The following is a 13,986-nucleotide window of genomic DNA, read 5'->3' as shown; positions in this document are numbered from 1 at the left end:
GGCAACGGGCAGGGGTGACGCGCGATTCACGGTGCGGTTGTTAAACGAGAACGCCACGGCTTGGGTGATCCAAGCCGTGGCGTTTTTGCGTTTGGCGTTGCCTCTGCTCGAAGGCAGGTACTACCGTCCGAAGCTGGCGTTCATGTCGACCGCGGCGCCTGCGGCGGGGCGGGCGGTGAGGGTCTTGCGGCCGCCGTACTTGGTGGCGTTCTCGATCAGGAAGGCGTCGTAGGCGGCGCCGTCCATCGGCAGGGTGATCGGCTGGCGATTCAGGCCGCTCATCATCATCGCGTTGCCGATCTCCAGCCCGCGCACGCCTTCGGTGCCCTCGGCGAACAAATCGCTGTTGGGCCGGCCCTGGCGGATGACGTCGACGAACCGCTGGGTGACGATCTTGTGCTCCATCTCGCTGTTGTGGTGGATGGGGATGTCGAACTTCCACGTCTCGGGGCTGGTGAACCCGTTGGACGAGGTCTTGTTGGTCTCGGAGACGCTGGCGCGGGTGCGGAAGAAGGTCAGCTTCCCGTCCTCGGAGATCATCTTGCCACGGTCGCCGCAGATCTCCAGGCGGTTGGTGCCGGGGGCCTCGCCGGTGGAGGTGACGAAGTGCCCGATGGCGCCGTTGGGGTATTCCAGGATGGCGCTCATCTCGTCCTCGACCTCGATCGGGTGGGTCTTGCCGACGAAGCCGACGGCCGTCACGCGGTTGGGCATCAGGCCGGTGATCCACTGGAGCAAGTCGAGGTTGTGGGGGCACTGGTTGATCAGCACGCCGCCACCTTCCCCGGCCCAGGTGGCGCGCCAGCCGCCGGAACCGTAGTAGGTCCAGGTGCGGAACCAGTTGGTGACGATCCAGGTGACGCGCGTCACCTCGCCCAGCTCGCCCTCGGCGATCAGGTCGCGCATCTTGCGGTACAGGGGGTTGGTGCGCTGGTTGTACATGATGCCGAACCGCAGATTAGGGTGGCGGGCGGCGGCCTCGTTGATCTCGCGGGCGGCCGTCACCGAGACGGCGACGGGCTTCTCGATCATCACGTGCAGCTTGTGCTCGAACGCGTCGCGAGCGACCGGCACGTGGTCGTAGTGGGGCGTGGCGACGATGACCGCGTCACACGTGCCCGAGGCGAGCAGTTCGCGATGGTGGGCGAACGTCGGCACGCCGTATTTCTCGGCCGCCGACTTGCGCTTGGCGTCGTCCACGTCGCCGATCGCGCCGATCTTGGCGCCCTTCACCGTGGCCATATAGCCCGCGTGCGCCTGTCCCATGTTGCCGAAACCGATGATGCCGATACGTACGTCGTTCATAGAGTCCTGTATGTAAGGTGTCGCGGGATTGTCGCCGATTAGGGTGTGAAAATCGAGTCTGAGGGGGAGGGGGGTGCTAAGTTGAACTTCAGACGGAGAGAATCTGGGCGAGCTCAGAGGATGATTCGGAGGGTTCCGAAAAGGCCATGGCGGTCCAGTTCTCCGGCTGACCGTCTGAGTGCGTTGAAGCACGCGCTCGCGCTCGCCTTTACCGTGGCATGGGCGTCTTGCGGCTCCGTTGAAAAGAACATTGAACGCCAAGACGCCGAGGACGCCAAGCGAAGAGACGGCAAGAGAATCCGCTTATCTCTTCTTTCCTACCTTGGCGTTCTTGGCGTCTTGGCGTTCAACAATGAGTGTTTTCAACAGAACCGCGTCTCGCCCCATGCATGTGGATTGGAATTAGGAAATTGATACTTGGCTTGCCGCGCCGGTCAAGCGGTGACCCGTTGATAGCATCGCTCGGCCTTACGACGAGCATTGGGCGAGACGCCCCTGCCACGGTCGGAGCGGAGGCGGGCTCGATCTTCCCGTAGCATGGGCGGCTCGCCCATGGCGTCGGTACCCCGACGCATCGGATGGTACTCCATCCGAATCAGCAATCGCGCCAGCGAAGGGACTGACTGACGAGTCGGAAGTACAGATCGCTTGCGCTCTTAGCTCAGACGGAGTACCGTCCGGCACCGCGGAGTACCGCGGCTCCACGGGCGGGCCGCCCGTGCTACGTGAGACGAAGAGGTCCTTAGGGCTGGCGGACATAACCCTGTTGCATCGCGCGCACTCGTCATCCCGATGGGAGTCTCAGACGACCTGAGGGATTTCAATCAACAGAGGGTTCTCGGCTTTGGGAGATGGTCAGGTCGGCATGCCTCCCATCGGGATGACACGTCCCTGATCAACGAAGAGCGCGCGTTTACATCTATATAGGTGTCTATGAGGGACCCTTGACCAACGCGTCATCGGTCAACCCCCGCGTGGCGGACCTGCTTCAACAGCGTGCGCAACGGCGCGTCGTTCCACTTCAAACGCCTACTTTCTGCGCGCGATTCTGAACGGTCGATCTCTCTCCTAAGGCGTCTGACCCCCATTCCTGATGTCGAAACGAGCCTTTCCCAAGACATTCGCTCCCGTCGATGCAATGGCACTGGCTTTGTTATGACCCACTCGGCGGGAGGGTAGAGCCGGGGTTGTCGAACCGGGCGTTCGTCCCAGCTCTTGGTGTCCCCGCTGGTCCGGTTTTGTGCAGACGGTTTGTGGGAAGTCGATTCGTTTTCGTCGTTTGTCCAACTTTTACGCATCAAGGAGTGCTCGGCGCTACGGCCCGCGCGGGTCGAGCTGCCGGTGTCACCGCTTTGACGGGAGGAATCTTTCATGATGAAGAGTTTGCTGACCAAGGCCACGCGCAGCCTCGCGCTGGCGGTCGCCACGTGCGGTATCGCGTTCGCCTCGAGCGCGATGGCGCAGGAGACGGTGAAGATCGGCGTGCTGCACTCGCTGAGCGGCACGATGGCGATCAGCGAGACGTCGCTGAAGGACGTGGTGCTGATGGCCGCCGAGGAGATCAACGCCAAGGGCGGCGTGCTCGGGAAGCAGATCGAGCCGGTGGTCGTCGACCCTGCCAGCGATTGGCCGCTGTTCAACGAGAAGGCCAAGGAACTGATCACGCAGCACAAGGTCGCCGCCACGTTTGGCTGCTGGACCTCGGTCAGCCGCAAGAGCTGCCTGCCGACGTTCGAGGAGTACAACGCGCTGCTGTTCTACCCCGTGCAGTACGAGGGTGAGGAACAGTCGCTGAACGTCTTCTACACCGCCGCCAGCCCCAATCAGCAGCTCGTGCCGGCGGCCGACTACGCGATCAAGGAACTGGGCGCCAAGAAGTTCTACCTGCTGGGCACCGACTACGTCTTCCCCCGCACCGCCAACAAGGTGCTGAAGGCGTTCCTGATCAAGAGCGGCGTGCCCGAGTCGAACATCATGGAAGAGTACACCGCCTTCCATCATCAGGATTACCAGACGATCGTCAGCAAAATTAAGGAGTTCAGCGCCGGTGGGGGCGCGGTCGTGCTGTCGACGATCAACGGCGACTCGAACGTGCCGTTCTACACCGAGTTTGCCAACCAGGGCCTGACGGCCGACGACTGCCCGATCATCGCCTTCTCGGTCGCCGAGGACGAGCTGCGCGCGATGGATACGAGCAAGCTGGTGGGCCACTTGGCCGCCTGGAACTACTTCCAGAGCATCGACACGCCCGAGAACAAGAAGTTCGTGCAGGCGTTCAAGGACTTCTGCAAGCGGAACAACCTGCCCGGTGGCGACAGCCGCGTGACGGATGATCCGATCGAAGCCGCGTACTACGGCGTGAAGGTCTGGGCCGCCGCCGCCGAGAAGGCCGGCTCGTTCGACGTCGACGCGGTGCGCAAAGCCGTGTACGGCATGGAGTTCGATGCGCCGGGTGGCAAGAAGAAAATGCACGAGTCGAACCAGCACACCTACAAGCCGGTGTACATCGGTGAGATTCAGGCCGACGGTCAGTTCAAGATCGTCTGGAACAGCGACGGCCTGGTCGAGCCCGACAGCTACAGCAAGCTGCTGCACACACCCGAACAACTGGCCGCGATGGAGCCCTCGGGCGGCCCGAAGAAGTAAGTCGCGACGCTGTTGATCGCGATCGGAAGTTTCGGTCGGCCCACGGTTTGTCGCCGTGGGCCGGCCTTGCCTGAGGCGTGGGGCGCGGTATCTCGTCTGGAGGGATGAGGCGCCGGGAGCAAGGGGGAGGCGCAGACAACCCTGTCTGTGCCATTGAGGAGCGATGGGCTCGAACGCCCGTGGGCAGAATGGAGGAACGGGTGCGGCTGGACTCTTTCGATCCCCGGCGGTGGAGCACAATAATAGCAGTCACAATCGCGCTCATTAGCGGCGCGACGGCCCGACCCTCGCTCGCGCAGGGCGCGCCGGCGACGCAACCGGTGGCCGCTGCAGGAGATGTGTCGGTCGAAGATCAGATCCGGGCGCGTCTTCCCGCGCTTAGCGAACGTGAGAGCGGCTTAGCCGCGCTGAAGGAACTGGAGGCGATGCGGGACGCGCGGGTGTTGCGGGTCTTCCAGCGCATTCAGGATCGCACGCTGTACCAGTGGGATGGGCAATTCGTTTATCTGCCAGGGTTTAGGGATGAGCCGAGTCAGGGGCAGGTCGCCGATGTCTATGACCTGTTCACCGAGACCGACGAGGCCGGCGCGCCGCTCGGCGTGCCACTGGCGACCGTGCCGAAGGCGGACGTGAAGGACTTCGCTCCACCGCGGCCGGTGCGGACGCAGGTGCTTAATGCGTTGCGGGTGCTTGGGTTAAAGGTGGACGACGCCGCGGTGCGCCGCGTGGCCGCAAGGGAACTTGGCAACCGCCGTCAGGCCGACGCGCTGCCCGAACTTCGGCAGATCGCCGAGTCTGATCCGGATGCCAAGGTCCGTCACACCGCCAGTGAAAGCGTCAATTTGATTGTCGCCGCAAGTACTGATCCCGCGGTCACTTCCGAGCAGAAGCTAGCCGCCGTTGCGGCGCTGGGGGAACTGGAAAGCATCCGCGCGTTGGATCTACTGAAGGACCAGTCCAACCAACCCAACCTCGCCCCTGCCGACGCTGCGGTCTACCGGACGGCCATCGAGAAGATCGAGTGGCACCTCTCGGTCACCAACTGGATCAAAAACATCTTCTTCGGCCTGAGCGCCGGGTCGATTTATGTGCTGCTGGCGCTTGGGCTTGCGATCACGTTCGGGCTGATGGGCGTCATCAACATGGCCCACGGCGAGATGTTGATGATCGGGGCGGTCTCCACGTGGGCGTGCCACGAGTTCCTCATCGTCGGGCAGGTGCTGCCACCGGAATGGTTCAACTGGTACTACGTGATCGCGTTCCCGGTCTCGTTCCTGACCGCTGCGACCGTGGGGCTGTTGATCGAGGTGTCGATCGTCCGCTGGCTGTACAAGCGGCCGCTCGATTCGCTATTAGCGACGATTGGCGTCAGTTATGTCCTAATTCAGGCCGTTCGCAACCAATTCAGCGATAATCTCGGCATGCGCAAGCCCACCTGGGCGGGGCGCAGCCTGGAGGTCATGCAGGACGTAAATTTCGCGTACAATCGCCTATTCCTGATCGCTCTAACCGTATTTTGCCTGCTCAGCGTCGTCGCAGTTTTCCGCTACACGCGCCTCGGTCTGATGATCCGCGCCACGGTCCAAAACCGCGAGATGGCGCAGGCCTTGGGCGTCAACACGCGCCTCGTCGACATGGTCACCTTCGCCTTCGGCGCGGGGCTCGCGGGTTTGGCCGGTTACGGAATCGTGCTCACCAGCAATCCGTCGCCGGAGATCGGGCAGACCTTCGTCGTGAAGTCGTTCCTCACCGTCGTGGTCGGCGGCGTCGGGAAGCTGGCGGGGGTGATCTTCTCCGGCTTAGGTCTGGGCTTCACCGAAAAGTTGCTCGAACCGATCGTCCTCATCGAACAACCCCTTCGCATCTTCGATGCCACCTGGGCGCAGGTCGCGGCGCTGGTGGCGGTCATCTTCTTCATGCAGCGCCGGCCGGCGGGTTTGTTTCCCGATAAGGGCCGCGCCGCCGATCAGGCCGATCGCACGTCGATGCCGTTCCTTACCAGCACCACCCGCAAGGGCGACTACATGCTCGGCGGGGCGCTGGTGTTCCTCGGGCTGGTGCTCGTGCCGTTCCTGTACGGCACAGGATTGATGAGCCTCGAGTACGTCAACAAGCTCGGCTACGTGCTGGCGTTTGCGATCTGCGCGATCGGCTTGGACCTTATCTGGGGCTACATCGGCATCCTCAGTCTCATGCAGTTCCTCTTCTTCGCGCTCGGCGGATACTGCATGGGGTTGTATCTCATCAACTACGGCCCGAAGGCGCCCGATGGCATTCCCATGGCGCTGTCTTACGTCATGTCCGACGTCAGTGGCCGCAAGGCGCCGTGGTTCCTCTCGATGTTCGAATCGTTCCCGCTCACGCTCGTGCTGGGGCTCGTGCTGCCGGGATCGCTGGCACTGTTGATTGGCCTCAGCACGTTCCGCAGCCGGGTGCGCGGCGTGTACTTCTCCATCCTCACTCAGGCGATCACCGTCGCGTTCTGGCTCATCTTCCAGAAGAACGACCTGAAACTCGGCGGCACCAACGGGCTGACCAACTTCACCCACATTCTCGGCTTCCCCATTCAGGCCGACGCCGCCGCGGGCAAGTTCATGCAGACGCGGTTCTGGCTGTACATCGTGTCGTTCGTCACGCTGATAATCGTGCTGATGCTCGCCAAGTGGCTGGTCAACTCCGGCTTCGGCCGCGTGCTGGTGGCCATTCGCGATGACGAGACGCGCCTGCGGTTCGTCGGCTACCAAACCTGGGCCTACAAGGCGGCCGCCTTCACGCTGGCGGCGATGTTCGCGGCGGTGGGGGGCATGCTGTACGTGCCGCAGAAGGGCATCATCAACCCGCACATGATCGCCGCCATCGCATCCATTCAGGTGGTCGCCTGGGTGGCGGTGGGCGGGCGCGGGTCGCTGTGGGGTGCGGTGATCGGCGCGATCTTCGTCAGCCTCGTTTACGAATACATGACCAGCGTCGCGCCGCAGTATTGGTACTTCGTGCTCGGCGGGCTCTTCATCCTGGTGCCGCTGCTGCTGCCGGGGGGCATCATGAGCATTCCGAAGGTCATCAGCGGCTTCTTGAGCGAGCGCCGCGGCCGCGCGACCGACCCGCTGCCCCTGCCGCTTGCGGCCGAACCAAAGATCGCAGATGGGAGGTCGGCATGACCGACGCAAACGTGCTGGCAAACGACCCGCACCAGCATCACTATCGCATTGAAGGCCCGCGCAACAGCCAGTTGTGGTCCAGCCGATACGCTCTGTTCCTGCAGGACGTGACGGCCGTCTTCGACGGCTTCAAGGCGCTGGACATCACCGACCTTGGCGTCGGCCATAACGAGCTGCGCGTCGTCGTCGGCCCCAACGGCGCCGGTAAAACGACCATGTGCGACGTCATCAGCGGCCTGACCAAGCCCGCCACCGGCAAGGTCTACTTCGCCGGGGAGGACATCTCGGCGCTCAGCGACACGCAGCGGGCCCAGCGCGGCATCGGGCGGAAGTTTCAGATTCCCAACGTGTTCGATTCGCTGACGGTCTGGGAGAACATGCTGCTGGCGCTGCCGAACCCCACGCGCCGGGTCGGCACGCCCGACTGGTTCGCCAACCGCCGCAGCCGTGCCAACGGCGTGGCCGCCATTGCGGCGATCCGGCTCAGCACCATGCTGCTGAACATGGGTGGCCGCCCCACGAGCGACAACGCCGATAAGATCCACGCCATCCTGAAGCGCGTGCGCCTGGCCGACCACCTGCATACGCCATCGCGCAGCCTAAGCCACGGCCAGCGCCAATGGCTGGCCATCAGCAAACTGATCATCGCCGAGCCCAAGCTCTTGCTCGTCGACGAACCCGCCGCGGGTTTGACCGATCAGGAGACCGAACTGACGGCCGAGTTGCTGCTGGAGCTAAAGGGCAGCCACACGATCATCTGCATCGAGCACGACATGGACTTCGTCCGCCGGCTGAACTCGCGCGTGACCGTCCTGGACAACGGCAGGGTGCTGGCGGAGGGTTCGCTGGATGAGGTGTCGAATAATGAGGATGTGATCGAGGCGTATTTGGGGAGATAGGTTGGAGTTCTTACGTCATCCTGAGAGGGTGTTAAAGAACACGGTCGCGGCTGCCTTGCCGTGGCATGGGCGTCTCGCCCATGCATGTGGACTGCAAGGAGAAGCTTCGTTCGTTGGCCGCTGCGCCGACCAAGCCGCTGCAACCAATGCTGTCTTCAGGTCCCACCACACGCATGGGCGAGACGCCCATGCCACGGTCGGACCGGACGCGGCGCTGTTCTTTAACACCCTCTGAGGTACTCCGAATGATCTCTGCGATTCAGGTGTGCAGGTGAGCAGAGAATCCAGGATGCCCTGCAACGCGTGTCATCCCGAAGGGAGGCTTGCCGACCTGAGGGATCTCAAACGTCTGACGACGCCAGCCTAGGGAGATCCCTCGGGTCGCTACCGCTCTCCTCGGGATGACAATCGCCTTGCCGAATCGCAACGGTATCAGACCCCGGCACGTGCGCTCCGACCGTGGCATGGGCGTCTCGCCCATGCTTGTGTGAGGCCGGAAGACAAAATTTGTTTCAGCCGCATGATCGGCGCGGCCAGTTTAGAAATCGTATTCTCTGTTCCAGTCCACACGCATGGGCGAGACGCCCATGCCACGGTTCGAGCGGGCGTGGCACTCAGGATGACGAACGGGTCGGTCGTATAACGCACTACACCATGCTTCAACTCAAAAACCTCAACTTCCACTACGGCGCCGTTCAGGCGTTGCACGACATCAACATGGTCATGCGGCCAGGCCAGATCACCTGCGTGATGGGGCGCAACGGCGTCGGCAAGACGACGCTGCTGCGCAGCATCATGGGCATCGCCACCAGCAGCAGCGGGGCGATCGCGCTCGGCGATCGTGACGTGACGCCGCTGCCGGCCAACAAGCGTGCCAAGGCGGGCCTGGCGCTGGTGCCACAGGGCAGGCAGATCTTCCCGAAGCTCACTGTGATGGAGAATTTGCGCGTCGGCCTGCAGGCCCGCAGCGACGGCAAACGGGCCGTGCCGGACGACATCTTCGAGCTCTTCCCCATCCTCAAACAGTTCGCCAACCGCAACGGCGGCGACCTGTCCGGTGGCCAACAACAGCAACTGGCCATCGGCCGTGCGCTGGCGGGCGACCCGAAGGTGCTGCTGTTGGATGAGCCGACCGAGGGCATTCAGCCCAACGTGATCCAGCAGATCGGCCACGTGCTGCGCAAGCTGGTGACCGAGCGGGACATGACCGTCGTGCTCGTCGAACAGTACCTCGACTTCGTCCGCGAGTTCGGCCAGATGTTCTACATCATGAACCGCGGCAGCGTGGTGGCACAGGGCAAGACCAGCGAACTGGAGTCGGACGTGATCGCGCGGCACCTGAGCGTGTGATCGCCACGATCTACGGAGCCCACGAAATATGGATGCCGACGTAGGGGTGCCGGATGTATGGGTACCACCGGCGGGCAAGCCACCCCGTGGCACCCGACAGCGAGGGGGAGCAACGTCCTCGGCTCGCCCTTCACGTAGCATGGGCGTCCCGCCCATGACCGTTAGCAGGACGAAGAACTCGATTAGTTGCCGCGGGCATCGGCAAGTCTGTCGGCAATAACAATGCATTCCGCTTCGGCCACCGTCATGGGCGGGACGCCCATGCTACGTGTGGAGCAGACGCAAGCATGTTCTGTCAAAGTCCTACGCCGCCGCGGCGTGGGTGGCGAGCACTTCATCTAGCACGGTCATCAGCTCGCGCATGCTGAACGGCTTCTCGAGGATGCGTTGGATGTTCGTCTGCGCCTGCTCCGCGGGCGTGATGCGGTGGCCGCGACCGCTGAGCATGATCAGCGGGATGTGCATCGTCTCCGGCGACTGCCGCAGGCGGGTGGCCATCGTCAGGCCGTCGCAGTTTGGCATCTGGTAATCGGTGATGATCAGGTCTGGCCGGCGCTGCCGCACCGCGGCGATCGCTAGGTTGCCGTCGCGTGCGACCTCCACCGTGTCGCCACGCTTCTTGAGGGCCTGCGCGACCAACGTGGTCAGGTAGGCTTCGTCGTCCACGAGCAGGAAATGGCGGTTGGACATGGGGGTCCCCTAAATACGTCGTCGGTCTAGATGTGTATCGGCCGTTTCGCCGGCTGGGGCAAGGAATTCTACGGTGCCCGCCGCCAGGTGCCGGCGCGCAGGGTGTGTCCGATAACGTTGTAGAACGGCGCCGGCGCCGCGGGGTCGGGCGCGGCTCGCAGTTCTAGTGGCCCATCGATCAACACGTTGCCAGCGCAGATGACTGGTCCGCGGACGAGCGGGGTCTCAGTCACCTTCAACTCGCCGAACACAGCAACGAGGCCATCGATGCGGAGCGGGAACGTGTCCAGCTGATCACCGTTCGTCACCCCGTTGAACGGCGCGCCCGGCGGATTGAAGTTCACCTTGATCGAGGCCTCGCTGAGCGACTCCGTTCGCGACCGAAGCTTTAGCTCGCAGTTCCCAATGACGATCAGCGCCGGCAGCCCGGCGCGGTACGGTTCCATCAACACGTTCGTATCGATCGTGACCTTCTTGCTCGGACCGACGTTGATGATCAACGTTCCGAGGATACGACTGTCCTTGACGGTGACGTCGCTGCCGTAGCCGTTGAGGTAGTAGAGGCCGTTCGGATCGACGCTGGCGCTGAAGGTGTTTACCGATGGTGCGATCAGGTGTTTGTCGATGTTGCTGCCGGCGGGCAGGACGGTCGCCTGCGCGATGAGCCGATTGATGGCCGCCGTGTCGGGCAGCGGCAGCGCCGTGGTGCTGAGCGACAAGGCGCCGTGCACGTTGCCACTGCCGGTGCGCGTGAGCGTCTGCAGGTCGCCGTGGATCGTGCCGTCGATGCGGCTGTTCGATTGGCAGCGGACGCTGACCCCGTTGGCGGTGATCGCGTCGCCCGACTTCACCTCGAGCGTGCCTGCGGCGTACAGGCCGTAGCCGAGCACCGCGTACGGTTTGATCTGCGTGTCTACCGTGACGGTGGCGCTGTGCTGGGCGCGACCGCGCTGGGTGCGAATCGCCAGGTTGAACGGGTCGCTATCCAACCCCCGGCCCGTGCCGGAAAGACCATCGGCCAGCGTGGCGGTAACGTTGATCTGGCCTTCCGGCAGCGCGTGCCAGACGTCCCAGCTGCGCGAGGAGAAGCCGTTGACGATGTAGTTCGGGTAGTTGCGCCGCCAGTCCACATCGCTCGCCGGCCAGTGCAGCGCCGCCGCGATGCCGGAGGTCAACAGCGACTCGGCGATTGCGCCATCGTTGATGATGGCCGCGTGCTGCGACTGGCGCCGCGACACCGACAGCGCCGCAGCGGCGATGGTGGCCACCAGCGCGCACATCAGCACGGTGACGATGTAGACGCTGCCGATCGATTCGTTGGGCCGGCTTCTCATCATCCTGCCGCCCTCGAGCGCAGCTGATCGATGCGCGCGACGATGCGCGTTCCCTTCATCACGGTGACGCGCACCCGTCTGAGGCCCGTCTCGGAGGGGCTTGCGGTGCCGTTCAGGTTTGAAAGGCGATCGATATGCACCGACCACGACCACTGCGGGCCGGCGAGCACGGTGCCGTCGAGCAGGGTGGGGGAAGGGCTCTGGTAGTCGTGGTAATCGTCGACGTCGTCGAACAGATCGCGCCGGCCGGGAAGTTCACCGAAGTCGCGGCCGCGCGAGGTGGTGGCGTTGTCCACGGTCCCGGGTTCGCAGTAGGCACGCTCGTTCAACTCGGCCATGAGCGCCGCGCCCAGCATGTGGCCGTTGGTCGCGTCGAACGCCTTCTGTCGCGTGACCCGCGCGGCCGCTGCGGACGAGACGGCGGCGACGAAGAGGACGGCGGTGATGGTGCTGGCGATCAGCACCTCGATGAGCGCCACGCCGCGCGGCCTGCCAGATGTGCGATGGCGGTTGCTCATGGCGCGGGCACCTCTGGGCGGTTCACCATATCCACCGCCGCGATCGTGGCGCCACCGGCGCTGCCGGTGCCCACCTCGGGCGTTAGCGTGACGGTGAGGCTCAACAGCGAGTGGGCCGTTGATGGCGACTGCGGCGTTCGATATGTGCCCCACGCGTACAGCGACATGGAGCGTAGCGGCTGAACCGACCAAGAAGCGGCGGCGTTGCCGGTGGATAAAAACGCGGTATTCGCCAGGCTGAGCGTGATCGAAGAGGCCTGCACCTCGCAGGCATCGGTGTCGCTGACGTGCGTCACGACGATGGAGGCCTGCTCGCTCGCGGGCAACCAGATCGGGTCGGTGAAGGTGACGTTGACCCACTCGAACGAGGTGGACAGCGACTGTTCGAGCACGAGCGTCTCAGCGAGCACCGTGCCCGTGGGCACGCCGGTCGGAGCGCTGCGCATCACCCGCACGAGGAACTGACCGGAGTTGCCACCTCTGCTGCGCGCCCGGAATCGCACGCGGGTGATGCGATAGTCGGTCGCCGTCAACGGCACGTATGGGCGGAAGTACTGGCCGTGCCAATCGTGGTCGTTGACCGCATGGGCGTAACTGAGCAACCCCAGGCCTGGCGAGAGGAAGCTCTGCTCGGCCGACTCCAGCGGCTCGCGCGGCACGGCGATCGCGCGGTCGCGGTAGGCGATGTTCCAGCTGCGCACGCGTGGCACGATCGTCACCGGCGCTCCACCGTTGTAAGCGCGAAGCAGTGGCGAGCCGGCGGTGGCCTCGCAGCTGTAGCGGATGGTCTCTTCGGCGCCGTCACCGTTGCGATCGGGCACGGCGAACGTGATGGCCCGCGCGTCCCGTTCGGTGACGCGCATCGCGTAGCGCAGGTCGGTCGTGAACTGTTGGAGCGCATCTCGGGCAACCGCGCCGGCGACGACGGGATCGGTGGCGCTGGGCAGGGCCTTGCTGACCCAGACGACCGACGAGCCCAGCGATGCGAAGAGGATGCCCGCGACGGCGACCGCCGCCATCGTCTCCATCATCGACATGCCGCGGCGGGCGAGCGTCATTGCACCGCTACCTCGCCCGTTGCGCCGTCGATCGACACTACGCGCACGTTGCTGCCGACGCGCAGCGTCACGGTGCCGCCGGCCAGCGGTTGGCCCCAGATGTCGAACGAGATCGACGTGGCGCCACCGCCGAAGCTGGCGTTTACGGACGTCAATTGGAACGGCCAGTCGCCAAGACGAGCCGGCGGCGCGTTGCCGATGGAGGGGGTGACGTCGATCGTGCGGTTCGTGGCATCCACCGTTACCGTTCGTGCCGTTCCGGTTGCCCGCGATACAGCGGCGGCGTAGCGCAGGTCGCTGGCGACGCGCTGCGCGCTGAGCGCCACCCGCTGCCGCGCCGTGGGCTGCGCGAACGCGGGCAGCGCGATCGCCGCGATGATGCTGGTGATGGCGGCGACCATCGCCAGCTCGATCAGGCTCATCCCGCGGTGCTGACGTTTACGCGTGGGGAAGTGCATGACGGGAACTGCCGTGCTTGTCGGCCCATGGCGGGCCGAACGGAAAGCGGCCGCGGGACGGTCAGGTCCGCGCGGCCGCAAGGTTGATGACGCGGACCGTACGTTTACTCGTTCATCGTGACGCGGCCGGTCGCCTCGTCGTAGATCCAGCCGGTGTCCGCATCCTTGGTGGCGGACGTGGCGATCTCGGACTTGCCCTTGAACGCGCCGTACGTCGCTGGCGGCAGCACCTTCAGGTAGGGGCCCCAGGCGTAGGTGGCATCGGGCGTCACCACATCGGCGGCGGTGCCGGATTTCACGGTGCCCGCGTCGTTCGAGCACTTGGTCAGTTGGTCGGCAATGGCCGCCGCGGTTGGGCGCGTGCCACCGTGCTCGGCGGTGTACAGCTCGATCGCGCTCTCCAGCACCGCGACGTTCGCCTTCGAGGCGTTCTCGCTGGCGCCCTTGGCGCCCTTGCTCATCCTGGGGATCGCGATCGCCGAGATGATGCCGATGATCACGATCACCACCACCAGTTCCAGCAAGCTGAACCCACCTCGACCCCGGTTAGACGTGTTGTACTGCATACGT

11 protein-coding genes are annotated in these 13,986 nt (G+C 64.3%); 4 read left to right on the top strand and 7 right to left on the bottom strand.

The genetic code is table 11. From position 1 onward, the window contains the following. Window positions 1-120: 120 nt before the first annotated feature. Entirely contained in the window at window positions 121-1,305 is a 1,185-nt protein-coding gene (locus tag VGN72_05825; protein HEV7298866.1) for a Gfo/Idh/MocA family oxidoreductase, read from the bottom strand. Window positions 1,306-2,676: 1,371 nt separating this feature from the next. Between VGN72_05825 and urtA the strand changes: the two genes are divergently transcribed. From urtA to urtE, 4 genes are all read left to right on the top strand, one after another. Next, window positions 2,677-3,951: an urea ABC transporter substrate-binding protein gene (gene urtA / locus VGN72_05820; GenBank protein ID HEV7298865.1), complete on the top strand. Its 1,275-nt coding sequence runs from the start codon at window positions 2,677-2,679 to the stop codon at window positions 3,949-3,951. A 200-nt stretch (window positions 3,952-4,151) separates the two neighbouring features. Continuing rightward, a complete protein-coding gene (gene urtC, locus VGN72_05815) occupies window positions 4,152-7,109 on the top strand; it encodes an urea ABC transporter permease subunit UrtC (protein HEV7298864.1) in 2,958 nt (985 codons plus the stop codon). After that, a complete protein-coding gene (locus tag VGN72_05810) occupies window positions 7,106-8,008 on the top strand; it encodes an ATP-binding cassette domain-containing protein (GenBank protein ID HEV7298863.1) in 903 nt (300 codons plus the stop codon). Before urtC ends, VGN72_05810 begins: the two co-directional genes overlap by 4 nt. Before the next feature lie 654 nt (window positions 8,009-8,662). After that, on the top strand, window positions 8,663-9,358 hold the full coding sequence (gene urtE / locus VGN72_05805; GenBank protein ID HEV7298862.1) for an urea ABC transporter ATP-binding subunit UrtE: 696 nt from the start codon (window positions 8,663-8,665) through the stop codon (window positions 9,356-9,358). A 303-nt stretch (window positions 9,359-9,661) separates the two neighbouring features. On the opposite strand, the gene VGN72_05800 is transcribed toward urtE, so the two are convergent. The 6 genes from VGN72_05800 to VGN72_05775 form a co-directional block, all read right to left on the bottom strand. Beyond that, window positions 9,662-10,048, bottom strand: coding sequence for a response regulator (locus tag VGN72_05800; GenBank protein HEV7298861.1), 387 nt, complete (start codon window positions 10,046-10,048; stop codon window positions 9,662-9,664). Window positions 10,049-10,116: 68 nt separating this feature from the next. Continuing rightward, entirely contained in the window at window positions 10,117-11,385 is a 1,269-nt protein-coding gene (locus VGN72_05795) for a hypothetical protein (GenBank protein HEV7298860.1), read from the bottom strand. Continuing rightward, window positions 11,382-11,900 (bottom strand): prepilin-type N-terminal cleavage/methylation domain-containing protein, encoded by a 519-nt coding sequence (locus VGN72_05790; GenBank protein HEV7298859.1) that lies wholly within the window; start codon window positions 11,898-11,900, stop codon window positions 11,382-11,384. Before VGN72_05790 ends, VGN72_05795 begins: the two co-directional genes overlap by 4 nt. Continuing rightward, the gene (locus tag VGN72_05785) at window positions 11,897-12,958 is read right to left on the bottom strand and encodes a type II secretion system protein (GenBank protein HEV7298858.1); all 1,062 of its coding nucleotides are present in this window, start codon (window positions 12,956-12,958) and stop codon (window positions 11,897-11,899) included. The genes VGN72_05790 and VGN72_05785 overlap by 4 nt, the downstream gene beginning before the upstream one ends. Beyond that, on the bottom strand, window positions 12,955-13,416 hold the full coding sequence (locus tag VGN72_05780) for a prepilin-type N-terminal cleavage/methylation domain-containing protein (GenBank protein HEV7298857.1): 462 nt from the start codon (window positions 13,414-13,416) through the stop codon (window positions 12,955-12,957). Before VGN72_05780 ends, VGN72_05785 begins: the two co-directional genes overlap by 4 nt. 104 nt (window positions 13,417-13,520) lie before the next feature. After that, complete coding sequence (locus VGN72_05775) at window positions 13,521-13,982, bottom strand: prepilin-type N-terminal cleavage/methylation domain-containing protein (protein ID HEV7298856.1); 462 nt, start codon at window positions 13,980-13,982, stop codon at window positions 13,521-13,523. Between the last annotated feature and the right edge of the window lie 4 nt (window positions 13,983-13,986).

Source organism: Tepidisphaeraceae bacterium, from assembly GCA_035998445.1.
Lineage (GTDB): Bacteria > Planctomycetota > Phycisphaerae > Tepidisphaerales > Tepidisphaeraceae > DASYHQ01.
Note: the sequence above shows the minus strand (reverse complement) of the source record. Positions and strands in the feature narration are given on the sequence as shown.